The sequence below is a fragment of the Allobosea sp. LjRoot90 genome (assembly GCF_964254315.1).
In the GTDB taxonomy this organism is placed as follows: Bacteria; Pseudomonadota; Alphaproteobacteria; order Rhizobiales; family Beijerinckiaceae; genus Allobosea.
In genome coordinates, this window is the sequence record NZ_CAXUTF020000014.1 from 1 (window position 1) to 23,857 (window position 23,857).

At 64.4% G+C, this 23,857-nt stretch carries 26 protein-coding genes; 14 read left to right on the forward strand and 12 right to left on the reverse strand.

The window, feature by feature from the left end; translation table 11 throughout:
- Positions 1–787, forward strand: a 787-nt coding sequence (locus tag ACSQ3M_RS27915) for a hypothetical protein (RefSeq protein ID WP_436153344.1), incomplete at its 5' end; no start/stop codon positions are given.
- Between the two features lie 144 nt (positions 788–931).
- Here the strand turns inward: ACSQ3M_RS27915 and uvrA are convergent.
- The 3 genes from uvrA to ACSQ3M_RS27930 form a co-directional block, all read right to left on the reverse strand.
- Positions 932–3,847, reverse strand: a complete 2,916-nt coding sequence (uvrA, locus tag ACSQ3M_RS27920; RefSeq protein ID WP_436153380.1) for an excinuclease ABC subunit UvrA — start codon at positions 3,845–3,847, stop codon at positions 932–934.
- A gap of 190 nt (positions 3,848–4,037) precedes the next feature.
- A complete protein-coding gene (locus ACSQ3M_RS27925) occupies positions 4,038–5,216 on the reverse strand; it encodes an MFS transporter (RefSeq protein WP_436153345.1) in 1,179 nt (392 codons plus the stop codon).
- Positions 5,213–5,794 carry an N-acetyltransferase family protein gene (locus ACSQ3M_RS27930; RefSeq protein WP_436153346.1) on the reverse strand — a complete coding sequence of 194 codons (582 nt, stop codon included), beginning with the start codon at positions 5,792–5,794 and terminating at the stop codon, positions 5,213–5,215. Before ACSQ3M_RS27930 ends, ACSQ3M_RS27925 begins: the two co-directional genes overlap by 4 nt.
- A 400-nt stretch (positions 5,795–6,194) precedes the next feature.
- On the opposite strand from ACSQ3M_RS27930, the gene ACSQ3M_RS27935 reads away from it, so the two are divergent.
- From ACSQ3M_RS27935 to ACSQ3M_RS27955, 5 genes are all read left to right on the forward strand, one after another.
- The gene (locus ACSQ3M_RS27935) at positions 6,195–7,079 is read left to right on the forward strand and encodes a LysR family transcriptional regulator (protein WP_436153347.1); all 885 of its coding nucleotides are present in this window, start codon (positions 6,195–6,197) and stop codon (positions 7,077–7,079) included.
- Between the two features lie 194 nt (positions 7,080–7,273).
- Positions 7,274–8,269: an ABC transporter substrate-binding protein gene (locus tag ACSQ3M_RS27940; protein ID WP_436153348.1), complete on the forward strand. Its 996-nt coding sequence runs from the start codon at positions 7,274–7,276 to the stop codon at positions 8,267–8,269.
- Positions 8,266–9,123 (forward strand): ABC transporter permease, encoded by an 858-nt coding sequence (locus ACSQ3M_RS27945; protein WP_436153349.1) that lies wholly within the window; start codon positions 8,266–8,268, stop codon positions 9,121–9,123. The genes ACSQ3M_RS27940 and ACSQ3M_RS27945 overlap by 4 nt, the downstream gene beginning before the upstream one ends.
- Before the next feature lie 107 nt (positions 9,124–9,230).
- Positions 9,231–9,530, forward strand: a complete 300-nt coding sequence (locus ACSQ3M_RS27950) for a putative quinol monooxygenase (protein WP_436153350.1) — start codon at positions 9,231–9,233, stop codon at positions 9,528–9,530.
- Between the two features lie 190 nt (positions 9,531–9,720).
- Positions 9,721–10,992 (forward strand): 3-phosphoshikimate 1-carboxyvinyltransferase, encoded by a 1,272-nt coding sequence (locus tag ACSQ3M_RS27955; protein WP_436153351.1) that lies wholly within the window; start codon positions 9,721–9,723, stop codon positions 10,990–10,992.
- Positions 10,993–11,111: 119 nt separating this feature from the next.
- On the opposite strand, the gene ssb is transcribed toward ACSQ3M_RS27955, so the two are convergent.
- The 4 genes from ssb to ACSQ3M_RS27975 form a co-directional block, all read right to left on the reverse strand.
- Entirely contained in the window at positions 11,112–11,651 is a 540-nt protein-coding gene (ssb, locus tag ACSQ3M_RS27960; RefSeq protein ID WP_436153352.1) for a single-stranded DNA-binding protein, read from the reverse strand.
- A gap of 223 nt (positions 11,652–11,874) precedes the next feature.
- The gene (locus tag ACSQ3M_RS27965) at positions 11,875–12,648 is read right to left on the reverse strand and encodes an NAD kinase (RefSeq protein ID WP_436153353.1); all 774 of its coding nucleotides are present in this window, start codon (positions 12,646–12,648) and stop codon (positions 11,875–11,877) included.
- Positions 12,649–12,785: 137 nt separating this feature from the next.
- Complete coding sequence (locus ACSQ3M_RS27970) at positions 12,786–13,772, reverse strand: MBL fold metallo-hydrolase (protein WP_436153354.1); 987 nt, start codon at positions 13,770–13,772, stop codon at positions 12,786–12,788.
- A gap of 242 nt (positions 13,773–14,014) precedes the next feature.
- Positions 14,015–14,440, reverse strand: a complete 426-nt coding sequence (locus ACSQ3M_RS27975; protein WP_436153355.1) for a hypothetical protein — start codon at positions 14,438–14,440, stop codon at positions 14,015–14,017.
- A gap of 331 nt (positions 14,441–14,771) precedes the next feature.
- Between ACSQ3M_RS27975 and ACSQ3M_RS27980 the strand changes: the two genes are divergently transcribed.
- The 6 genes from ACSQ3M_RS27980 (at position 14,772) to ACSQ3M_RS28005 (ending at position 18,122) form a co-directional block, all read left to right on the forward strand.
- The gene (locus tag ACSQ3M_RS27980; RefSeq protein WP_436153356.1) at positions 14,772–15,197 is read left to right on the forward strand and encodes a hypothetical protein; all 426 of its coding nucleotides are present in this window, start codon (positions 14,772–14,774) and stop codon (positions 15,195–15,197) included.
- Between the two features lie 6 nt (positions 15,198–15,203).
- On the forward strand, positions 15,204–16,310 hold the full coding sequence (locus ACSQ3M_RS27985; protein ID WP_436153357.1) for a phage major capsid protein: 1,107 nt from the start codon (positions 15,204–15,206) through the stop codon (positions 16,308–16,310).
- 250 nt (positions 16,311–16,560) lie between these two features.
- Positions 16,561–16,782, forward strand: a complete 222-nt coding sequence (locus ACSQ3M_RS27990; protein WP_436153358.1) for a hypothetical protein — start codon at positions 16,561–16,563, stop codon at positions 16,780–16,782.
- Positions 16,773–17,015, forward strand: a complete 243-nt coding sequence (locus ACSQ3M_RS27995; RefSeq protein ID WP_436153359.1) for a hypothetical protein — start codon at positions 16,773–16,775, stop codon at positions 17,013–17,015. The genes ACSQ3M_RS27990 and ACSQ3M_RS27995 overlap by 10 nt, the downstream gene beginning before the upstream one ends.
- Before the next feature lie 159 nt (positions 17,016–17,174).
- On the forward strand, positions 17,175–17,531 hold the full coding sequence (locus ACSQ3M_RS28000) for a hypothetical protein (protein ID WP_436153360.1): 357 nt from the start codon (positions 17,175–17,177) through the stop codon (positions 17,529–17,531).
- 276 nt (positions 17,532–17,807) lie between these two features.
- A complete protein-coding gene (locus ACSQ3M_RS28005; protein ID WP_436153361.1) occupies positions 17,808–18,122 on the forward strand; it encodes a hypothetical protein in 315 nt (104 codons plus the stop codon).
- Between the two features lie 69 nt (positions 18,123–18,191).
- Here ACSQ3M_RS28005 and ACSQ3M_RS28010 read toward each other — a convergent pair whose 3' ends face one another.
- From ACSQ3M_RS28010 to ACSQ3M_RS28030, 5 genes are all read right to left on the reverse strand, one after another.
- Positions 18,192–19,736, reverse strand: coding sequence for a hypothetical protein (locus ACSQ3M_RS28010; RefSeq protein ID WP_436153362.1), 1,545 nt, complete (start codon positions 19,734–19,736; stop codon positions 18,192–18,194).
- Positions 19,737–19,738: 2 nt separating this feature from the next.
- A complete protein-coding gene (locus ACSQ3M_RS28015; RefSeq protein ID WP_436153363.1) occupies positions 19,739–20,080 on the reverse strand; it encodes a hypothetical protein in 342 nt (113 codons plus the stop codon).
- Between the two features lie 296 nt (positions 20,081–20,376).
- Positions 20,377–20,562, reverse strand: coding sequence for a hypothetical protein (locus tag ACSQ3M_RS28020; RefSeq protein ID WP_436153364.1), 186 nt, complete (start codon positions 20,560–20,562; stop codon positions 20,377–20,379).
- A gap of 11 nt (positions 20,563–20,573) precedes the next feature.
- Entirely contained in the window at positions 20,574–21,824 is a 1,251-nt protein-coding gene (locus tag ACSQ3M_RS28025; protein WP_436153365.1) for a hypothetical protein, read from the reverse strand.
- A 205-nt stretch (positions 21,825–22,029) separates the two neighbouring features.
- Positions 22,030–22,560 carry a hypothetical protein gene (locus tag ACSQ3M_RS28030; protein ID WP_436153366.1) on the reverse strand — a complete coding sequence of 177 codons (531 nt, stop codon included), beginning with the start codon at positions 22,558–22,560 and terminating at the stop codon, positions 22,030–22,032.
- 228 nt (positions 22,561–22,788) lie between these two features.
- On the opposite strand from ACSQ3M_RS28030, the gene ACSQ3M_RS28035 reads away from it, so the two are divergent.
- Both ACSQ3M_RS28035 and ACSQ3M_RS28040 read left to right on the forward strand, forming a co-directional pair.
- Positions 22,789–22,998: a hypothetical protein gene (locus ACSQ3M_RS28035; RefSeq protein WP_436153367.1), complete on the forward strand. Its 210-nt coding sequence runs from the start codon at positions 22,789–22,791 to the stop codon at positions 22,996–22,998.
- A gap of 9 nt (positions 22,999–23,007) precedes the next feature.
- A complete protein-coding gene (locus ACSQ3M_RS28040) occupies positions 23,008–23,730 on the forward strand; it encodes an SOS response-associated peptidase (protein ID WP_436153368.1) in 723 nt (240 codons plus the stop codon).
- Positions 23,731–23,857: the final 127 nt, after the last annotated feature.

Here is a 23,857-nt window from a genome sequence, read left to right on the forward strand (position 1 = left end):
GATCGTAAGGAGTGCGACAGATCGTCAGGTCTTACTGGAAATGCGTGCGAATTTCCCGGAGCTCTCTCAGGAAATAACGACTCAGATTGAGAATATAAAGCCCTCAAATAAGGTAATTGGTTTCGTAGTTTTTGGGGTTATTAATAGTAATAATAATATCAGGAAAACTTATTTCGATATTAGCGATAGGATTGGCGCGACATTTCCAAAAAGAGGAGATTTTCTGACTGTAAACAAGGAGAAAGTAGCGTTGAGATCTCGGCCGTTTCACTGGAATATTGAGTCTAATTCAATATTTATGGGAACTACAGCAACAAGATATGTGGAGCATGGACAAAAAATTAAAGTTGCTGGAGATATATTTATAACCACGGATCCAACTAACAAGGAGCAGTACGCCATTGCCCCTGTATCTGAGATCGTAGGGGTGAATTTCTTTCCTCCTGGAGACGTGTATTCGCCGGTGGCGAAATTGCCAAAAGTAGCGGGGTACACTTATTTTGGAAGAATCGATGAGCAGTCTGGAAAGCTAGTTGACCGTACTTTCAGAAACGAAACGCGGGCTGACGCCTTGTATCCTGCAGCAAATGACAAGCTTTCGGCAGTTCGGGACGTGTGGTTGAGAGCTGGCCCGCGGGCGTGGAACGAGGCCGAGAATAGTTATGTGAATGCAGAGCAGTTGGTCGTTATTAAGAGTAATCAGCGCGTTTTAATAGCTGGTGACGCAATACTTGCTAGAGACGGTTTGTCCGTGTGGGTGCCTATCGCCAAGCTTCTGACCGAGTAAGTGAGAGACTCGTTTGCGCAGATTGCCTCCCTAGGTGCCGACTTTGCTTAGCCAGAAACCCGACCTTTGCGGCCAGATACTGAATAGAGAGCAGGATGTCGGCCTAATAGCTTACTGAATCAGACCGTCGCCTGCCTTTGCGCCTTACTCCGCCGCCTGCCGCGCGCCTTTGCCCTTCAACGGCCGCCGCTCCAGCACTTCCTTGAGGAAGCGCGCGGTGTGGCCTTTGCCGATCCGGACGATGTCCTCCGGCGTGCCTTGCGCCACCACCATGCCGCCGCCGTCGCCGCCTTCGGGGCCGAGGTCGAGGACCCAGTCGGCGGTCTTGATCACTTCGAGATTGTGCTCGATCACCACCACGGAATTGCCCTGCTCGACCAGCTCGTGCAGCACCTCCATCAGCTTGGCGACGTCGTGGAAGTGCAGGCCGGTGGTCGGCTCGTCGAGGATGTAGAGGGTGCGGCCGGTGGCGCGCTTGGAGAGCTCCTTGGAGAGCTTGACGCGCTGCGCCTCGCCGCCCGAGAGCGTCGTCGCCTGCTGGCCGACCTTGACATAGTCGAGGCCGACGCGGGCGAGCGTCACCATCTTCTCGCGGATCGAGGGCACGGCCTTGAACAGCGTCTTGGCCTCCTCGACCGACATGTCGAGCACGTCGGCGATCGACTTGTCGCGGTACTTCACCTCGAGCGTCTCGCGGTCATAGCGCTTGCCCTTGCAGACATCGCAGGTGACGTAGACGTCGGGCAGGAAGTGCATCTCGATCTTGATGACGCCGTCGCCCTGGCAGGCCTCGCAGCGGCCTCCCTTGACGTTGAAGCTGAACCTGCCGGCCTGGTAGCCGCGCGCCTTGGCCTCGGGCAGACCGGCGAACCATTCGCGGATCGGCGTGAAGGCGCCGGTATAGGTCGCCGGGTTCGAGCGCGGTGTGCGGCCGATCGGCGACTGGTCGATGTCGATGACCTTGTCGAGATGCTCCATGCCCTCGATCCGGTCATGGCTCGCCGGATGCTCGATCGAGCCGTTGAGCTTGCGCGCGATCGCCTTGTAGAGCGTGTCGATGATCAGCGTCGACTTGCCGCCGCCCGACACGCCGGTGATGCAGGTGAACAGGCCGAGCGGGATGTCGACCGTGACGTCCTTGAGGTTGTTGCCGCGGGCGCCGACGATCTTCAGCGCGCGGCCCTTCTGCGGCTTGCGGCGCTTCAGCGGCACCGGGACGCTCATCTCGCCGGTGAGGTATTTGCCGGTGAGCGAGTTCGGATCGTCGAGGATGTCCTGCGGCGTGCCCTTGGCGACGATCTCGCCGCCATGGATGCCGGCGCCGGGGCCGACATCGACGACATAGTCGGCGGTCATGATCGCGTCCTCGTCATGCTCGACGACGATCACGGTGTTACCGAGGTCGCGCAGGCGGCGCAGCGTGCCGAGCAGGCGCTCATTGTCGCGCTGGTGCAGGCCGATCGAGGGCTCGTCGAGCACATAGAGCACGCCGGTGAGGCCCGAACCGATCTGCGAGGCCAGGCGAATGCGCTGGCTCTCGCCGCCCGAGAGCGTGCGCGAGCCGCGCGCCAGCGTCAGGTATTCCAGGCCGACATCGAGCAGGAAGGTCAGCCGGTCGCGGATTTCCTTGAGGATGCGCGGGGCGATCTCGTTCTGCTTGTGCGACAGCCGCGAGGGCAGGGCCGTGACCCAGGCGAGCGCGTCCTTGACCGAGAGCTGCGAGATCTCGCCGATATGGCGCATGTCGATCTTGACCGCCAGCGCCTCGGGCTTGAGCCTGAAGCCGTTGCACGCCGCGCAGGGCGTCTCCGACATGAAGCGGCCGATCTCCTCGCGGGCCCAGTCGCTCTCGGTCTCCTTCCAGCGCCGCTCCATATTGGTGATCACGCCCTCGAAGGGCTTCTTCACCTCATAGGCGCGCAGGCCGTCATTATAGGCCATGCGCACGGCCTCGGTGCCGGTGCCGAACAATATGGCGTCGCGGGCGCTCTGCGGCAGCTCGCTCCAGGGCTTGGTCGTCGAGAAGCCGAAATGCCTGGCGAGCGCATCGAGCGTCTGGCCGTAATAGGGCGAGGTCGACTTGGCCCAGGGCGCGATCGCGCCCTTCTTCAGGCTGAGACCATGATCCGGGACGATCATCTCCGGATCGATCCGCATCTCGTGGCCGAGCCCATCGCAGACCGGGCAGGCGCCGAACGGATTGTTGAACGAGAACAGGCGCGGCTCGATCTCGGGGATGGTGAAGCCGGAGACCGGGCAGGCGAACTTCGAGGAGAAGGTGACGCGGCGGGCCTCGCCGTTCTCCTCCTTCTCGTCGGCATATTCGAAGACGGCGATGCCGTCGGCGAACTCGAGCGCCTGCTCCAGCGAATCCGCGAGGCGGGCGCCGAGATCGGCGCGGATGACGATGCGGTCGACGACGACGTCGATGTCGTGCTTGAACTTCTTGTCGAGAACAGGCGCGTCCGGGATCTCGTAGAACTCGCCATTGACCTTGACGCGCTGGAAGCCGCGCTTCAGCCAGTCGGCCATCTCCTTGCGGAACTCGCCCTTGCGGCCGCGGACGACGGGCGCCAGCAGGTAGCCGCGGGTCTTCTCCGGCAGTTCGACCAGGCGATCGACCATCTGCTGCACGGTCTGGCTCTCGATCGGCAGGCCGGTCGCTGGCGAATAGGGGATGCCGGTGCGGGCCCAGAGCAGGCGCATATAGTCGTGGATCTCGGTGACGGTGCCGACCGTCGAGCGCGGGTTCTTCGAGGTCGTCTTCTGCTCGATCGAGATCGCCGGCGAGAGCCCGTCGATCTGGTCGACATCGGGCTTCTGCATCATCTCGAGGAACTGGCGGGCATAGGCCGAGAGCGACTCGACATAACGGCGCTGGCCCTCCGCATAGATCGTATCGAAGGCGAGCGAGGACTTGCCCGAGCCTGACAGCCCGGTGAACACCACCAGCTTGTCGCGCGGAATCGCGAGATCGACATTCTTGAGATTGTGCTCGCGCGCACCGCGCACGGAGATGACGCGGGCGTTCGGGTCGGCCGCACGGTTGCGGTCGAACATGTCTTCCAGCGCGGCAGCCTGGTCGGCGAGCGTGGTCTTGCGAGCCATGGTGGTGTCCGGTTCGGGGTCAGCCGTAGAGATAGGGCAATCGCCGTGCCGTGCCAGTGCGGCCGGGCGGGAGGCCGGCATGAGTAGCACGCAGCCGTGGATGTTGCCGCATTGTTCTTGTGGGGTGTGCTGACAGCGGTTGTCAGGAGCGTGGCAGGCTGCGGAAGTGCCGCCGGAGCAGGATCGCCGCGACGAGCATGGCGACGGCCAGGGCACCGGAGAGGATCAGCGCCGCCGAGGCGCCATAGCGCTCGATCAATAGCGCATAGCCGAGCGGCGCGGCGGCCGACAAGAAGAAGCCGGGCGCCAGCAATCGGCCGACATAGGCGCCATAGCTCCTGGGGTCGAACAGCATCAGCGGCAGCGTGCCGCGCGTGATCGTCAGCACGCCGTTGCCGGCGCCATAGGCGAAAGCGAAGACGAGTGCCGCGATGGCGCTCGCGCCGCCGGCGAGGCCGACGACGAAGCAGAGCGGCAGCACCAGGCAGGCGACGAGGTTGAGGTCGAACGGGCTGGTGCGGGACCCGAACAGGACCTCGCCGAGCCGCGCCAGCGACTGGCCGATGCCGCGCGTCGAGCTGATCCAGACCGCGGCGGCGGCGGGCAGGCCGAGCCCGGCGAGGATGCCAATCATATGCGCCGACATGCCCGCATTGAGAATGCCGGCAAAGGTGACGATCAGCGCGTAAAGGATGCCGGCGAAGCGTGTATCCGCCGGGCTGAGCACGCTGACGGGCTTTGCGGCGCTGGCGTCGGGGAGGGGGCGGGCGGAGCCGGCCGGCAGTGTCAGATGCAAGGGCAGGGTGAGCAAGGCGAAGCCGGCATAGGCGAGGAGCGCGCCGCGCCAGCCGAACTGCTCGGCGAGCGCATGGCCCAGCGGCCAGAACACCGTCGAGGCGAGGCCGCCGAGCAGGGTGATCTGCGCGATCGGGCGGCGCGCGGCGCTGCCGCCGATATAAGCGAGCGCGGCGAAGGCGGCGTCGTAGAGTGTGAGCCGCATGGCGAGACCGAGGCAGATCCAGGCGGCGTAATAGGCTGCGATCGTCTGCGCGAAGGCGAGGCCGGCGATGCCGACAGCGGTGAGCAGCGAGCCGGCGCACATAACGTTGCGGCCGCCATGGCGATCGATCAGGCGGCCGACCGCGCCGGAGGTCAGTCCCATCACGAGGAGCCCGGCTGAGAGCCCGCCATGGATGATCGCCTGCGACCAGCCGAACTCGGCCGCGATCGGCTCGCCGAAGGCGCCGACCAGATAATAGGAGACGCCCCAGGAAATGAGCTGCGCCAGCCCGAGACAGAAGACGGTGCTGCGGGAGATCACCGGGCCAATCCGGCCGTCCATGGCTGGGGCAACGTCTCGTCGCCGGCCCCGAGGCTGCGCTGCATCAGCACGGTGTCGACCCAGCGGCCGAACTTGAAACCGGTCGAGCGCAAGGTGCCGACCGGCTCGAAGCCGAAGCGGCGATGCAGGCCGATCGAACCGGCATTGCCGCTATCCCCGATATTGGCGAGCATCTGACGCCAGGGCCCGGCCTCGCAGCGGCCGATCAGCGCGCCGAGCAAGGTGGAGCCGATCCCCCGGCCGCCGAGCCCATCGGCGACATAGATCGAGTCCTCGATGGTGTGGCGATAGGCCGGGCGAGGGCGATAGGCCGTCGCATAGCTGTAGCCGACGATCCGGCCGTCGAGTTCGGCTGCGAGATAAGGCAGGCCGAGCCCCAGCACGGCCTGCCGGCGCGCCAGCATCTCCTCGACGCTCGGCGGTGCCTCCTCGAAGCTCGTAAGGCCGGTGAGGACATGGTGGGTGTAGATCACCTGGATCGCGCCCATGTCGCCCTCCCGCGCATCGCGGATGAGGATTGGCGGCGCAGCGTTGCCGGCGGACTCAGAGGTCGTCATCGCAATCGTTCCGGCCCGGCAGGGCCGCCTTCCCATATAGGGGCGCCCGGTCAGCGCCTGCCGTCGTGTCACGCGGGCGAACCCACCCAAGAACCCTTTCAGCCCTCATCCTGAGGAGCGAGCACAGCTCGCGTCTCGAAGGATGCTCCAGATGGTTTCGGAGCTTCCTGGAGCATCCTTCGAGACGCCATCCCTGACGGAATGGCTCCTCAGGATGAGGGCTTGGGGGATTCGATCAAGGAATCTCTGACAGCAGCCTTCGTCCCGCACACCAGATCCCGTTCATCGCTCGCGCCTCGCCGCGGCCGGACACTCTCCCCAGCCGCGAGGCCAACTTGCGCTTTGCCGCGTCATAAAAGAAGCTTCTCGAAATTATGCAAAGTATGAGAATTTCTTTGAGATGCGTAACCTTCGCCTCGACCAGCTCGACAGCTTCCGCCAGGTGATTGCGCTCGGCAGCTTCTCGGCAGCGGCCGAGCGGCTCGGCCTGAGCCAGCCGGCGGTCAGCCTGCAGATCCGCGAGCTCGAGCGCCGGCTCGGCACGCTGCTGATCGAGCGGGTCGGCCGCCGCGCGCAGCCGACGGCCGCTGGCATCGAATTGCTCGACCATGCCGGGCGGATCGAGGCGGCGGTGGCGGCGGCGCGCGAGGCCATGGCGCGGCATGCGACCGGCGCGATGGGCCGTGTCCGGATCGGCACCGGGGCGACCGCCTGCATCTTCCTGCTGCCGCCGGTGCTGCGCGAATTGCGCCAGCGCCATCCGACGCTCGAGATCACCGTCAGCACCGGCAACACCTCCGATATCGTCAAAGGGATCGAGGACAATCAGATCGATATCGGCCTGGTCTCGCTGCCGGCCGCCGGCCGCAGCCTGGAGGTCACGCCGCTGCTCGATGACGAGTTCGCCGTGATCGCGCCGCCGGGCATGGAGCTGCCGGCGCGGTTGACGCCCGAGGCGCTGGCGCGCCTGCCGGTGCTGCTGTTCGAGCCGGGCGGTATCACCAGGCGCATCGCCGACGAGTGGTTCGCCCGCGCCGGCGTGACGCTGCGGCCGGTGATGTCGCTCGGCAGCGTCGAGGCGATCAAGCGGCTGGTTGGCGCCGGCCTTGGCTGTGCCATCCTGCCAGGCATGGCGGTGCGCGGCGAAAGCGATGGGCTGGTCGTGCGACCCCTGTCGCCGCGCGTGCATCGCACGCTCGGCCTCGTCCTGCGCAAGGACAAGCCATTGCATCGCGGCCTGCGCGAGACGCTGAAGGCCTTGCGCGGGCTGGGCACGCTCGGCTGAGCATGCGGCCTGCTGACAGGCCTGGTCAGGCGCGCGGTCCATGTCATCCGCCGTTTGCGCAGTGTCCATGACTTGAAAGCGGCGCTAAGGTTTTCGCCTGTCAGGGCGGAACATTTCGCCCGCTTTCGCGCTTCGTGGACATGCCGAATTGTCAGGTGCCATGATCGGGCACGGCAGCCAGCGGGGGGATCGTCATGATGAAAGCCGTTCTGCGAGGAGCAGCGCTGCTGCTCGGCCTCGGCCTTGCCGTTCCTGGCCTCGCCTGCGAGCTCGATCGGCCGCTGAAGATGGCGGGGCTCGACTATGATTCCGCCGCCTTCCACACGGCTGTCGCCAGCGCCATCGCGGAGAAGGGTTTCGGCTGCAAGGTCGAGCGCGTGCCGGGCGTGATCGCGCCGCTGGTCAACGGCCTCGGTCGCGGCGATGTCGACATCGTCATGGAGATCTGGCTGGCCAACCCGGTCGAAGCCTGGGTCAAGGAGGCTGCTGCCGGCAAGGTCGAGCCGCTGGGTACGACGTTCCCGGATGCGAACGAAGGCTGGTTCGTGCCGCGCTATCTGGTCTCCGGCCCCGACGCCAAGGCGCCCGAGCTGAAATCGGTGCAGGAGCTCAAGCGCTACAAGGAGCTGTTCACCGACCCGGACGAGCCCGGCAAGGGACGCTTCTATAATTGCGTGGCCGGCTGGGTCTGCGAGGGCATCAACAGCAAGAAGCTCGTCGCCTACGGGCTGGCCGGCGATTTCACCAATCTCCGTGGCGGTTCCGGCGAGGCGATCGTCGCCGCCGTCGAATCCGCCCTGAAGCGCAAGCGGCCGGTCGTGTTCTATTATTGGGGCCCGAGCTGGCTGCTCGGTGCCTATGACCTGGTCAAGCTCGACGAGCCGCCCTTCGATCAGGCGATCTGGAACGAACTCAAGGCGAGCGATGCGCCCAAGCGCGCCAGCGCCTATCCCGTGAGTCGCGTCGTCATCGGCGCCAATATCGAGTTCGCCAAGAAAGCGCCGCAGCTCGCCGGCTTCTTCAAGAAATACACCACCACCAGCGAGCTGACCTCGAGGATGCTCGCCGAGGCGCGTGAGAGGGGCATCTCGCCCGAGCAGCAGGCGCTCGTCTTCCTGAAGACGCAAGCTGATGTCTGGAAGGCTTGGTTGCCGGCCGATGTCGCCAGCAAGGTCGCGTCCGGCCTGTGACACCGGACTGGCTGCCGGATTTCGGCAAAGGGCTGCAAAGGCTGGTCAATCAGGCGGTCGATGCCGTCGTCACCGGCTATGGCGATGATCTCGACGGTTTCAGCAGGCTGCTGACGGCGCCGGTGCGCGGCGTCGAGACGCTCCTCCTGCTCGTACCCGTGCCGGTTTTCATCCTTGCCGTCGCCGTCGGAGCCTGGTTTGCGCGGCGCAGTCTCGGCTTCGCGCTCGCGATGGCGAGCCTGCCGCTGGTCCTCGCTGGTCTCGGCGTCTGGACCGAGGCGATGCAGTCGCTCGCGCTCGTCATCGTCGCAGTGGTGCTGGTCGTCATCCTCGGCCTGCCACTCGGCATCGCTGCGGCGCGCCTGCCACGGCTGGGGCGGGTGCTCGCGCCCGTCTACGACCTGATGCAGACCATTCCGAGCTTCGTCTACCTGATCCCGGTGGCGATGCTGCTCGGGCTGGGGCGGGCGCCGGCTCTGCTCGCGACGCTGATCTACGCCCTGCCGCCCTTCGCGCGGCTGACCGAACTCGGCTTGCGCGGCATCGATATCGGCATGGTCCAGGCCGCCCAGGCGCTCGGACTGCGCCCGCGCCAGACGCTCTGGCTCATCGAATTGCCCTTGGCGCGACCTGTGATCCTGCAGGGCCTCAACCAGGCGATCATGCTGGCGCTGGCCATGGTCGTGGTCGCCTCGATGATCGGCGCGAAAGGCTTGGGCGAAGTCGTGCTGCTTGGCCTGCAGCGGGCCGATCCCGGGCTTGGCTTTGTCGGCGGCCTCGCGGTCGTGGCGCTCGCGATCCTGCTCGACCGCATGGCGCAGGCGGTCCTGGGCGAGCGGCGGCCGCCTGTGTGACGAGCGCGGCCAAGCCGGGTTGCGCTGCTGACAGCTTTGGTCAGTCGTCCAGTTGCGCCGCGCCGGGCGCTTCGGCACGGTGCCGGCCGAAACGGGAGAGCGCTGCCATGTACGGATTGATCGGGAAGATGCGGGCCAAGCCGGGCGAGCGCGAGGCGCTGATCGGCTACATCCTTGAGAGCAGCGACACCATGCCCGGCTGCCTGAGCTATGTCGTCGCCCGCGATCCTGATGATGCCGACGCGATCTGGGTCACCGAGGTCTGGGACCGCGAGGACAGCCACAAGGCCTCGCTCGCCTTGCCGGCGGTGCAGGCGGCGATCGCCAAGGCCAGGCCGATCATCGCCGGCTTCGACAGCCATGTCGTCACCGAGCCGGTCGGCGGGTTCGGGCTGGCGAAGGGCTGAACCATTCCCCGTCATGGTCGGGCTTGTCCCGACCATCCACGCCTTCGCTTCACTGATCGAACGCGGTGTTCAAGACGTGGATGCTCGCCACAAGGGCGAGCATGACGGTTTGCGCTCGCAATGACGGCGTGCCTTCCGCTCTCCAGCCGCACGGTCTAAGACCCTCGCGACGAAGCCTCGCGAGCCTGCCATGACCCCGACGGATCTCCGCAAACTCACCATCCTGCCGACGACGGTGGCGTTGACCGGCCGCGTCATGCCGCCCGGCTCGAAGTCGATCACCAACCGGGCGCTGCTGGTCGCGGCGCTGGCGAAGGGTACCAGCCGGCTCAGCGGCGCGCTGAAGAGCGACGACACCCGCTATATGGCGCAGGCGCTGCGGGACATGGGCGTCGAGATCGCCGAGCCCGACGAAACCAGCTTCATCGTCACCAGCGACGGAAAGCTGCGGGCACCGGCGGCACCGCTCTTCCTCGGCAATGCCGGCACCGCGACCCGCTTCCTGACTGCCGCAGCCGCGCTCGTCGACGGCACAGTCGTCGTCGATGGCGACGAACACATGCGCAAGCGGCCGATCCTGCCGCTGGTCGAGGCGCTCACCCGGTTAGGCGTCACGATCGAGGCGCCGAGCGGCTGCCCGCCGGTGACGATCGAGGGGCGGGGCGGTTTCGATGGCGGACTGGTCGAGGTCGATGGCGGCCTTTCCAGCCAGTACGTCTCGGCGTTGTTGATGGCCGGCGCCTGCGCGCGCAACCCTGTCGAGGTCGTGCTGACCGGCCAGGAAATCGGCGCGCGCGGCTATGTCGACCTGACGCTGGCGACGATGCGGGCCTTCGGCGCCGAGGTGTCGGAGCCGGACAGCGGCGGCTGGCGGATCGCGCCGACCGGCTATGTCGCGACCGATTACCTGATCGAGCCCGACGCCTCGGCCGCGACCTATCTCTGGGCGGCGGAGGTGCTGACCGGCGGAGCGATCGATCTTGGTGTGCGGGCCGAAGCCTTCACCCAGCCCGATGCCAAGGCGCATGCGCTGATCGCCGCCTTCCCGAACCTGCCGGCCGAGATCGACGGCTCGCAGATGCAGGATGCGGTGCCGACGCTGGCCGTGCTCGCCGCCTTCAACCGGACGCCGGTGCGCTTCATCGGTATCGCCAATCTGCGCGTCAAGGAATGTGACCGCGTCGCGGCGCTGGCGCAGGGGCTGGCGCGGATCAGGCCGGGTCTTGGCGTGGAGGAGGGCGACGATCTCCTCGTCGCCTCCGATCCGGCGCTGGCCGGCCAGACGCTTCCCGCCGAGATCGACACCTTCGCCGATCACCGCATCGCCATGAGCTTCGCGCTGGCGGGGCTGAAGATCGGCGGGATCACCATCCTCGACCCTGGTTGCGTGGCCAAGACCTATCCGGACTACTGGCGTGCGCTCGGCTCGCTCGGCGTGTCCTTCGAGGGCGAGGTGCCGTAGGGCCAGACTAAAATGAACGCCGGAATCCATCATGGAGCACAAAGCCCATGATGGATCCCGGCGCGCACCGCTCTCGCGGCCAGTCCGGAAATGACGCCCGATCTCGCCGGGCAATCGCCCTAGAACGGGATGTCGTCGTCGAGATGGCTCGACGAGCGCGAACCGCCGCTGCTGCTGCCGCCGCTCGCCATCGCCGGCTGGCGTGAGCCGCCGCCGACCGGGCTCGACCGGCCGAAGGAGCCGCTACCGCCCGACGAACCCTCGTCGCCATAGCCGCCGCCGCTACCAGCCTCGTCGCCACCCTGGCCGCGGCTGTCGAGAATGGTGAGCTCGCCGCGGAAACGCTGCAACACGATTTCGGTCGTATACTTCTCGACGCCCTGCTGGTCCTGCCATTTGCGGGTCTGCAGCTGGCCTTCGATGTAAATCTTCGAACCCTTCTTCAGATATTGCTCGGCGACCTTGGCGAGGTTCTCGTTGAAGATCACCACGGAGTGCCACTCGGTGCGCTCCTTGCGCTCGCCCGACTGCTTATCGCGCCAGGTTTCCGAGGTGGCGATCCTGAGATTGATCACCGGCTCGCCGCTGCCGAGGCGCCGCACCTCGGGGTCGCGCCCGAGATTGCCGACCAGAATGACCTTGTTGACGCTACCAGCCATGACAGGCTCCGTTTCCTGCGCACTTCATCACAAACCCGGCCGATCGACCGGAGCCGGACCCTAGCCGGCCACGCGGGCACTATCAACGATGTTCTCGTTTTGTTCAAGGTCTTTCCGGGATTTGTCCCCGACAAAAAATTAGAGCTTTCCGAGGGCCGGCAAACGGATCAGGACGACCGGCAAACGGCAGGCGTGATAGCGAGGCTCGACAGCCGCGGCCGCCTCAATAGCCGAACTGCTCGCGCAGGATGCGTTCGTCCAGGCTGTGGCCGGGATCGTGCAGCATGACGAGGTCGAGCGAGCGATCGATCGCGATCGAGACCGAGACGACATTGTCGATCTGGGTGTGGTCGGCGACGGCGCTGACCGGGCGCTTATCAGCCTCCATCACTGCGATCGTCACCTTGGCATGGTCGGGCAGGAGCGCACCGCGCCAGCGCCGCGGCCGGAAGGGCGAGAGCGGGGTCAGCGCCAGAAGCGGCGCGTCGAGCGGCAGGATCGGGCCATTGGCCGAGAGGTTGTAGGCGGTCGAGCCGGCCGGAGTCGCGACCAGCACGCCGTCGGCGACGAGCTCGGACAGGCGCACCTGCCCGTCGACCGAGAGCCGCAGCTTCGCCGCCTGATAGGAACGACGGAACAGCGAGACCTCATTGATCGCGCGCGCCTCGACGCGCTTGCCGTTGCAGTCGACCGCCGTCATCGTCAGCGGGTGGACGACGCTGCGCTGTGCCGCCTCGAGCCGCTGGCGCAGGCCGCGCTCGCGGAACTCGTTCATCAGGAAGCCGACCGAGCCGCGGTTGATGCCGTAGATCGGCTTCGCCGTACCCATGAAGCGATGCAGCGTCTGCAGCATGAGTCCGTCGCCGCCGAGCGCCACGACCACCTCGGCTTCGGCCGGATCGGCATCGCCATAGCGCTCGACCAGCTTGAGCCGCGCGGCCTGGGCCTCGGCGGTGTCGCTGGCGACGAAGGAGATGGCGGCGAAGCGCTCGGTCATCGCTGGTATCCGATAGGCATGGCTCCAACCCGTCTAGCACGCCGACGGGCTTGGTCGCGAGCCGCTCGGAAGCGGGGCGCGAAAAAGAAAGGCCGAGGCGCTTGCCCCGGCCTTTCTCCAGCGGAAGCGCGAGGGTCTCAGATCGCGCTGCTCCACTGCAACGGTACGAGCTCGAAGCCGTTGCCGGCCTTGGCGATATGGCCGGTGGCGGGGAAGGGAGCGTGGTAGAAGGCGACCTGCATCTTGTCGGCCACGGCCATGTCGAGCAGCTTGCGGCGGGTGGCGGCTGCTTGCGGCCCATCCATGTCGAACACCGCCGACCAGTCGGGATTGCGCACGAACAGCGCAGGGTGGTTGGTCGTGTCCGACATCACCATCAGCTTGCCGCTGCCGGAGGAGACGGCATAGACGGTGTGGCCCGGCGTGTGGCCAGGCGCCGCGATCGCGGTCACGCCCGGCAGGATCTCCTTGCCGGCCTCGTACTGCTTCACATCCTTGGCGACGGGACCAAAGACGCGGCGCACGCCGGCGAAGGCGCCCTTCATCGCTTCGGGGGCGGCGTTCATCTTGGCGTCGTCCATCCAGAACGCCCATTCGGCCGCCGGTACCATCACCTCGGCGTTCGGGAAGACGGCGCTGCCGTTCTTGAGCCGGAAGCCGTTGATGTGGTCGCCGTGGAAATGGCTGAAGACCACGGTCGAGACGTTCTTCGGGTCGAGCCCGGCGGCCAGGAAGTTCTTCATCCAGGCGCCTGAGGTCGGCGCGCCGGAATCGCCGTTGCCGGTGTCGATCAGGGTAAGCTTGTCGCCGATCTGCAGCGCCAGCGTGGTGAAGCTGATCGAGAGCGCGTCGGCCGGCAGATAGGCCTGTTCCATCGCCTTCTTGACGTCGGCGAGTTCGGCGTTGCGGACGAAGCCCTCGAGCGGACGCTTGGCGAAGCCGTCGTTCAGGGCGGTGACGGTGATGTCGCCGACCTTGTAGCGGTAGAATCCCGGGTTCTGGCTCACGGCAGCTCCTTGCGCGTGGGCCGGCGCAATAGCGGCAGGCAGGCCGAGCGCGGCTGCGGCGGTAAGCGCGCTGGCGCCCGCCATCACGGTGCGGCGCGAGGGTTCGAAACGGGCCATGATCAGGCTCCAACAACGAGAAGGGCACGACCTCCCCCGGATGGCGCCCCGCCAGCCGGCATCATGCCCTGGGCATCGGCTCGCCCGAGCGTCAACCTAGCTGCCGCGACAACGCCTTCAACCGCCATGTGGTTGCCTTGGGTCAACTTTCCGTGAGCCTGCCGCTCCGGCGGGGCTTCATCCGGGCTGGTTGACTCAATCTATCCGGCGAATCGGCTTCGCTTTTGAAGTCAAAACTCTTTTTAGCGTTCGGCCTGCGTGCCCGGCTGATCGGAGCGGCTCCTGGCGAAGGCCTTGAGCAGGGCGGCGCAGAGCGCGAGCGAGGCGAGTGCGCCCTGGCCCGAGCAGCCGGCGACCAGCGCCTCGAAGGTCTGTTCCTCGGTGGCGACCGATTGCAGGCTCCAGTTCCACTCCGGCGCCTTCTGCCGGATGACGCCGACCACGACGTCGATCTCGGCGCTGATCCGGCCGATCGCCTTCCAGAGCGAGCCCTGCTGGTAGATGCCGCCGGGCGGGGTGCGCGGCGCCATCAGATTGGTGGGCTTGCGGCGCACGGTGAAGCCGAGCGCCTCGTAGATGTCGGCGTCGAGATTGCGGTCGGGGCGGCCGGTGCGCTCGCAGCGTTGCGCGAGAGCGAGCAATTGGTCGCGCTGGTCGGCAGAAGTCATCGCTCGGCAGGCTCCGATCGTCTCCGTCGCGGCGGCATGCCTAAGCAAGCGACAGGCCACAGGGATCAGGGTGGTGCCGGCGGAGAGGATCGCCCATTCTCATCTAAGATATTGAAAAATATCACGATGAGAAGTTCGGCCCGCGCCCATCAGCCAACGATCTGGCCAACAAACTCTCGTAGTCGACATTCGCCCGCACGCTACCGATTCGCTGCTATGAATTCCAGCCCTCTGCGCGATCGACGCCGGTGCGGCGCGATAGAACCGCTGCAACTGCTGGACATCTGCGCGACCGTTTGCGCGGCGATTCGAGGCGTGATTCTGTGTCGCCATGCTGATGCGGAGCCGCCAATTTCAGGAAGAGGACGAGGTCGGGTCTCGCGATCTCGCCCGCTTGGTCTTGGCTGAACTTCGCGACATCAGCGCGCGGCTTGAACGGATCGAGCGGGCTGCCGAGGCCGTCTCTCCGGATGCCGCGCTACTCGCCGCCATTTCGCGCGAAGTCGGGGCGGCCAGCTTCAGCGCCGCCGACTTGATTAGGGCGGCGCAGAAACCGCATCGCGTAGCGCTCGCCGAGGCAATCCATGCGGCCATCGGTCAGCTCGATGCGCGGCGTCTGGGTCGGAGAGTCGCACGCTTCCAAGGTAGCGAGAGCTGGGGCTTCGGCGTGGAGCATCAGGGCAAGGACCGCGCAGGGGCGATTTGGCGGATCTGGCGCATCGGTGACTCGCGCGGGCCAAAGTCGCGCCCCGCGTAGCGCCGCATGCGGCAGTCGACGACCCTCTCTCGGACCCAACTGACCGAGGCGAGCGCCGAGATGCCGAGATTTTCATCCGTTCTGGACCGTGAAGACCGCACCGAGGCGGCTGGCGTCCTAGGCGAAGTCGCCCGCTTTGTCGCCCTTGGCCGGGGCGACGCCATGCAATCGCTGGCATTGGCGCAAGCGGAACAGGCGTCCGAACTAGCTCTGCGGTATATCAAGTCCGCCGCAGGCTCCCTCAGCGACCCGAGTTGGGGCGGCGCACTCGACGGCCGCGCCGAAGTGATCTCGGCATTCGTCGAGTCCCTGCGTTCGAAGTCCGTGTTCGCCCGGCTCCTCGCGGACGGTATGACGCGGCTACCCTTGAAGACGAAGGCGGCGATAGTCATCGCGAACGCGACTGCTTGGGCAACCGGCGAGGGCCAGCCGATCCCCGTCAGCGCCATGTCGCTGGCCGGCCCGGCACTTGAAGAACGAAAGGCCGCGGCGCTGATCGTCTTGAGCAACGAGCTGATCCGCTCGACGAGTCCAGTCGGTCGCGCGTTGCTGGACAATGCGCTGCGAGGAGCCGTGGCCGATGCGCTTGATGCGGCCTTCGTCGACATCGTCACTGATGGTCTCCCGCCGATCGCTGCGACCGGCACGACGCCTGCCGCCGCGTTGACCGACCTGCGCACCCTCTTGGGCCTCATCAACACGACCGGCGCCGGCAGCCTCTACTTTCTCATGGGGGCCGATGTCGCAAACCGTGCTGCCACGCTCGCGGGCTCCGACGGCAGGCTCACCTTCCCGGCCATGGGGCCGCTCGGCGGCGAAATGCTGAACACGCCGGCGCTGGTTTCGAGCGCAATGCTCAGCGGCCAGATTGCGCTCCTAGATGCCACCGGCATCGCCGGCGAGATCGAGGCGGTGACCGTTTCGCTCTCTGATCAAGCCAGCATCGAAATGGACAGCGCGCCGAGCTCGCCCCCGAACGCCGCCACTGTGCTGACCAGCATGTGGCAATCGAACAAGGTCGCGATTCTCGCTCGCGCGCATTTCGGCGCCGAGCGGATCCGGGAGGGCTCCGTCAGTGTCCTCTCCGGTATCGCATGGGGAGCCGCGCCTTGAGCTCCTCCGATCTCATCCCCGAAGCCCTCGCCGACACTCTCGGCCAGGTCGTCGCAAAGGTTCGCGCGGAGTGGCACCAGGAGCTTGAGTTGCTTCGGGCTGAGAGGCGCGCATTGGTCGCCGAGCTCCGCCTCACGGCTGCTGGCATCGCCACGCCTGCGCCGGCCTCAGAGCCCGCCGCCGCAGACTCGGCCAAGGCCTTCGCTCCCGTCGCGCCAGTCGCCAAGCCAGCCAAGAACAGGAGCCGTCCATGATCAGCGTCGAAGCCCTTGAGCAGCGTCTGGATGCCATGGCCGCCGTAGCACTTTGCCGAGAGGAACGGCGCCTGGATCTTGCCGGCGCAACCAAAGGCGAGCGCGCCCATGCGATGGCGAAGGTGCGGGTCAAAGTGAAGGCGTGGCGCGACCGTGCCAGCGGGTCGGCTCTGCGCGCGGCTGTGCCTTCCGACGCCGGGAGGTCATTATGCGGTTGAGCCTTGGCCCCGTCCGTCATCGCGGCGACCTTCGCCGCGCGCTTGATACCGCCATCGAGGTCGGCGTCGACCGCGTCCGCGAGCAGCTCGTATCCGCCGGCTTCGAAGGCCTCGACTTGTGCGAGTGCGTCGCCGCCGAACGGAAGCGCCTGACGGCATGGCGTGACCAAGTCGAGGCCGAGATCGGTGCTGACCTGCCCGACCCTCCTGCACCGACCGCGAGCGCAGCCTGAATGAGGCGGGGGGGCATGTCCGAAACGGGAATGCGAAGGGGCGAACACCGCACGAGGTGGCATCCGCGGCTTTTTTCTTCGCCGGCCCCTGAAAGTTTTGGCCATTTTCCGGACGAGGCCCGCCTCCCTCGTGTTTTTCCACCTCACGTCGAAGGGCTTATGACCATGAAAACCCCGAAGGCATCGGTAGTCTCACCGGTTGACGACGCCGATCCGAGCCCGCCGCGTGGGTTTTCGAAAGCCGAGAAAAGCGAGTTTCGGCGGGTTTGCGTCTTGCGGCGGAACGCCGGGAATCCGGTTCGGGCGATCGAGGCCGATGCTCTTGCCGACTATGTCATGAGCAGGGCTCGCCTCGCCGTCTGGCAGAAGAAGCTCACCTGGGGGCTGGCTGTCCCACCGGACAGCCACAACCCAAATATGTTTCTGAGTCAGCAGATCGCGGTTGCGGCGACGGTGGATCGCGCTGCCGCTGCCTGTCGGCGACTGGCTCGCGACCTCGGGTTGGGCAGAGCTTAGCCGTTCATCGCGATGGCAGAGTCACGCTGTAAATTCGGACAGGGCTTGAGATCGAGCAAGATCCCGTGCACAACGGTTTCGGGTTCGTCCACAGACGTGCCCGGGGCGTAGGAACCTCGACGTTGGGCGGCTTTTAGTGCTGCCGTGAAGCACTCCCTAACCATTGCGGTCGGGGAGGCGTGCGCGCATGTCCAGGGCCGAAAGGCCTAAAGGCGTACGCGGGTCAACCCAACGGACGGCCTTCCTAACTCCCCGACTCAAGGTTTGGGGGAGATAATGGAAATTTTTATCTTAATTGTGTTTATGGGTCTGCTTGCCCTGATCCCGGCTAGAATTGCCGCATCAAAAGGAAGAGATCCGGGAGTCTGGTGGTTCTATGGATTCTTCCTGTTCATTATTGCTATCATTCACGTCGCATTGGTAAGCGACACTGTTGGCGCCACAGAGCAGAAGGCCGTAGCTGCCGGCAATCTCAAGTGCCCGCATTGTGCGGAGTGGATAAAGCGGGAGGCCAAAGTCTGTCGCCACTGCGGTCGAGATGTTGAGCCGCCCGCCGGATCAGCCATGCGAGCTACAGCCGTCTCGCCCTGAGCTTTCTAACAGGACGCAGACTGGTCAAAGCCAGCCCATCAGCGGGCCCCAGCACGCACTTGCCGACACCTAGAGAAAAACCCGAACAAGCTCCTTGCCGTAGCGCTCTCGGACGAAATGCCGGATCTTGTTCTCGTCGCGGGCGCTAACTTGTTCAGGTTCCACCAGAACGTCGAATAGTGACGCGATGTGAAAGTGGTCGACGACGGGCTTGAGATCCAATCGTGATCGGCTTGGGAAGAACGACTCCATGAAAACGTCGCCCACCCACTCGTCGGCCTTGTCGTCAGACAGGTTCGTTGTCACGTTGAACATAGTCCCGGGTGGGTACGCTTCGAAGCGCTCCTTAGCCACGCCCAGCCTACTGTCGATGAAGCGAAGGTGGACGGGGCACTGTGGCCAAACAGTCAGGTCCTTCATCCAGCGCAACGGATCGAGATAACCGGAGGGATCGCTCAACACGCGCGAAACCAAATCTCGCCTGCACCCTAGCACTGTCGCGAAGGCATCGACGCTTCTCAACTGCGAGCCGGCCTGCGCCGGATCGATCGCGTAAAACTGACGCGCGGCTTGGACGTGCCCGTCGAGTTCCTCTTGAGTGGCTTCCAGCGATTCCACGTAAGGCAGAACGCCCACCTTATGGTCGAAGCGACGAAGGAGGTCGACAGGGCCGGCACCGGCCGGAAAGACGTCGTCCCAACCATCTCGCGCTGCCTCGATCAGCGTACTGAGCCGTGTGCTGGGACTCCCCTTCAAGCCGTCCGCTGAACAGCCGCACATAATCCAGAACGCCACGGCGTTCATCGCCGGGAAGTCGACATTCTCGCCTTCGAATGCCGACGATCCACCACGGCTTCCGAAGAACTCCAGCATGCCGGTGAAGAAGCGCGCGAACATGGACCCATCCTCCGATAGCCCCGCGGCGAACTCAAAACCTTCATTGATCCCATAAGTCTGGAAAATCGCTTGAAGCTGCGCGTTCAGCGCAGAGAACTCGAAAGCGAACCTCGGGGTGAACCTGTATTGATCAAGTGGCGTAGGGTCGGGGCCATGACGCAGAGGGGCGATGGCTTCGCGATCGGCACGCACGCCCTCCAGCACCAGTCGTTCTTGTTCGGCTGCCTCGGCGGCGCTCTCGGAACGCCGCATGACCCGCGAGCGCGGCACCTGCGCCCGTCGCCGAATAGTCCTCGGCGACCAGAATCTTTGTTGGTTCTTCGGATACATTGACCGCAGCTCGTCCTGCAGTGTCTTTCGCTTCGGCCCCGAGAGACCGGCCCAATCGAGCAGCGGGAAAGGAATTAAGTCGAGATCCGACGATCGCAAAATGCGCGAGATGACCGGCATTGCATTGATCGACATGCGGCGCCGCAACCAACTGGTCAGCAGCAGGTCCCGGTTCAAAAGATAGTCGTGAAAATGCCGTAGCTCGTGCTCGACGACCGTCCCAATCGACATCAGGGCGAACCGATTGGTCGCATCTCGCGGCAAGAGCTGTCGCCTGCCGAGACCGCTCCAAGCCAAATGGAAATGGTCGAAGTGCTCGGCCGAACCGAGGCGTATGTCGATGGCTGGCAGAGTCGGCGTGAACCCGCCGTAGCTTTCGCCGAGCAAGGCTAGCGCAGGAAAGGAAGGGCTTTCTTGACGTCCATGGCCACTTCCTCGTCGGACTTCCCTTCCACGTCTATCAGCGCGCGGCCGTTCGGCCCGATGATCTCAAGCTTCTTGCCCTTCGAGTGAGACAAGGCCTCGACGACGAACTTGGCGAACTTGACCGCCTCGATCGCTGTGCTCAGCGCGCCGACCACGGTGAGAACGTCTCCGAGGTCGAAGCCCAGCCGCTCGACCTCCGCCGGCGTGCCAGCAGTTTCCCTAACGTCGGCGAGCACACCCTCTTCAACGAGAGCCTCGCGAAGTCTGCCTAGGGCCAAGGCCTCGCCGACAAAGGAAACCTGCATGATGAACCCGTCAGGTTGGGAATTTTGACGCTACGGTCCTATCAGTTCCGCCGCCCTACACGCAATCCGCGAGGTTGGGTAAATCTTTTCGTTCGAGCGGTCGGCGTCGTCGCTTTGGCTGATGCCCCTCCGCTGAATTGCTCCACCTGGAAGTATGTCTTTTGGCAAACAGGAGAACCGCAATGCCGAAGATGAAGTCGCAGGTTCGCGGCGGCGAGCTGAGGGGCTGACGGCGAACCTCGACGAATTCACGGCCCTCGGCTGCGTCGACGATTCGGCGGCGGCGCGGCGACTTTTCAGTGCGCCGAAAGCGCCTTCTCCATTTCACGGTCGCCCGCGTCGTTGACACGGTTCACCAGGCGCCGATAGCCCTCGCTCAGCGCTGTGCGTGCGGCCTCATCACGGGCTTCCTTTTCGACGTGCTTCTCGCCAGTCGAAGAGCGGCGACGATCCTGAAGCTGCTGAAGCTTACCGGTCTTCACTGAACTCTCCCTTAGTTGTGCAGCGCTTGCTGGCGCAGCATGTAGCGAGGATTAAGGTCGGTTTCAAAGAACTTCTTACGCTTCACCCATACCAGTCCCTCATGCCGCGTGATGATGGCGACATCGACTGGCCCACCGACAGACGCTGACGGTTTGGTCACCTTCTCCTTTAACGATTGGAGGTTAACTAATGTTTCCGCCAATTCGGCCATCTCGTCCACCGGTAAAACTGCGACGACCTGCTTAAGCGGGAATGAGTGTTCGCGCCTCGCTCGGTCGAACACAGCGTCAGATATCTTCCGACCAAGAGCCAAGGCTCTCGCCTCGAGATCGTCCAGCTTATCGTGATCGCCCTCGACCTTTTCGCAGATCTCTTTGGCGAAATCCGCTGCGGCGCTTCTGAGCGCTTCCATAAACGACTTATAGATGTCCTCGCTGAAACCAAGCTGGAATGTGTCTGCCATGCTGGTCTGGGCAAACGCGGCCAAGCTCGCGGGCTGTCCGTGATCGATCTTGTGGGCACGGACTTCGCTGATCATCGGGGTTCCCGCGATCATGCTTGCGTTCTGATACTCCACCATGGAAGGAAACACGTCGTGGTCGCCATACCCGGCGAACACGAGGCCCGCCGTGCTCAAGTGGACAGCCGGCTGGACGAACACCTCGCGGATGGAAACTTCCACAAGAAGGTCCAAGCTGTCGGCGACATTCCAAGGGATCTCCTTGGAAATATCCCTGATTTCGGCTTCGACGTCGTCCCTCCATGTGGCGCGGACAGTTTGAATTTTGTCGTCATCAATCCCGTTGGGGAGCGCCGAACCCTCTAGCTCGATGAGGCGACGAGGCAGATAATCCGCTAGAAACTTGGCTCTCTGATCAGGGTCGTCGCCCGCTGCGCGTTCGCAGTCCAAGATAATCCCGATGGCTGCCGACGATGATGCGTCAACAAACGTCTCCTTCTGCACATCTTCTGGGAAGAAACGCGCATTTCCGTCGAGCCAGGCAATAAACTCGTTCGCATAGTCTCGAACTGAGTTAAAAGACTTCCTCTCTAAGTCATCGCGAAAACTCTTGATCAGAAGCTCCCAAGGGACGCGCATAAGATCGGCGGAGTTAAAAATCATCACGCCGACCGGCTGGTGATGGGAAAGCTGGAAGATTTTGTTGGCGCCCTTGAAGTACCGGTTCTCCTGACGCCCCTCAACCCAGCGGCTTACGGTCGTAGCACTGTCGGCAGCGAGAATGACAGCATGACGGTTCATGATGCATATTTCTGCCGTCATTCCCGTCCCCCGACTCAATTGCGGCATCTAAGCCAACATTCGTCTGAGATACTGTTTAGATCAAGCTTTGCACTCTACATTTCACTAATTCGGTCCACGACTACGTCCGCGACCCAGGCTAGGCGCATCCGGCTCACGGGCAAATCCGCGGCTTCTTTCGAGCGCCGCGGCCGCAAAGCGAGCATCAGCCGCTGCGCCTGTCCACGACGTTCCCGGCGGCATCTCTGAGGATGATGTCAAATGACTCCTGGAAGGTCACGTCCGCCGTTGCGCCGATGTGAAATACCTTTCCGATCTCCGCGATCCAAAGCTCTCGGGAACTCTCTGGTCGGAGTCGCACATGCTCAATCCTGCTCGCTTTCGCTACTTTTGCAGCGCCCTTCTGAAGCGGCAGCGGGCTGACGGTGATGCCACCAACTGCGCCTATGTCGATGATCCGAAATGCGACGGCGGCCAAAGCCTCCTGATTGAGGCGTTCCTTGTAATGCCGGCACTCGACAAGGACGACCGATCCGTCGCCGTCCCGCACACCTTTCGCGTCAATTTCCCAAGTGGTTCCGGACCGCAGGCCGACGACCTTTTGCTTGCCTTGCACCTCGGCCAGCCCAAAACGCTTCCCAATCTGCTGGAGCATGTATCGAGCGGCTTCTTCGTAGTTCGCCCACGCCTTTCTGCTTTTACCCAGGCCTGTCGGTTGAGCATTCTTCTTCGTCACGGTTGCCCCCTTGGCTGCCGAGTAAGCTGCTTCGTCGCGGCAAGTTGCATATTGGCAGGCAAGTTGGCGAACTGGCAGGTGAGCATCGCCTTGACTCGCTAAGCAGCTCCGCCAGTCTGATCAGGCTTGGCTGGAAGGCTCCCCCCAACCCAGCCGCCTCGCTGAGCCGGCCGCCAGCTCTCTAGGGCTGGCGGCTGCTCAGTCGGCAGCAAGCTGGCGGAGGTGGTGATGCAGAAGCTGCCGAAGGTCGCCATCGACGTGGTGGACGTCAAACAGGTTGTGGTGACCCCGGATCCGGCCGGCGAGACCGTAGTGACGATTGAGGTGGTCGGCGGGCAGATGGTCGAGCTGCACCTGGCGCCGCACGCCAGCGCCAAGCTGGAAGCCTTCCTGTCGCGCGCCAGCCTTGAGCAGGCCAAGCTTGCCCCGATCCAGTAGAGGTGTTCGATGTGCGGCAGGTTCAGCCAAGCCTACACATGGGGCGAGATTTACGCCTTCAGTCAGCCCCTGACGGTCCCCGCTGAGCCGTCGCGCAACCAGCAAGCCAAGTACAATATCGGCCCGACCACGCTGATCGATATCATCGTCAAGACGCCCGCCGGCCGCGAAATCTGGAAGGTCCGCTGGGGCCTCATCCCGCCTTGGCACAAAGGCACGGCGAAGCAGATCAAGCCGCACATCAATTCCCGCATCGAGGGCGTCGACACAAACGGTTTGTTCAAGCGCGCCTATGTCAAGAACCGCTGCATCATCCCAGCGTCGGGCTTCTACGAATGGACCGGGCCAGACGGCGATAAAACACCGCATTTCATCAGCGCCAAGGATGGAACCATCCTCGCCTTCGCCGGCATCTGGGAGCGCTGGCGCGACGAAAATGGCGAGGAGCTGCTCAGCGCCAGCATCATCACCCGCGATGCCGATCGTTTCATGTCGAAGATCCATGACCGGATGCCGGCAATGCTGCATCCGGACGACTTCGACGCCTGGCTTGACGGCTCGACCGGCAAGGAGATCCTGATGAAGGCGCCGCCCGAGCTGCAGGAGTGGATCGTCAACCGGCGCATGAACAAGACCGGCGTCGGTGACGACGATCCGGCGACGGCTGCTCCGGTCGAGCCCGAACCGCAACCGCCACCGCCTGAGCCCCCTCCGCAAGGTAGTCTCTTCTGATGGGCCATTGGGAGCAGATCGGCCGGGACAATGCCGCGGAGCGCGAGCGGCGGGCGAGCTGGCCGAGCTGGCGGCGCGGTCTATATCGGTATGGACCTGAAGTGATCGGCTGGGCTCTTTGGCCCTC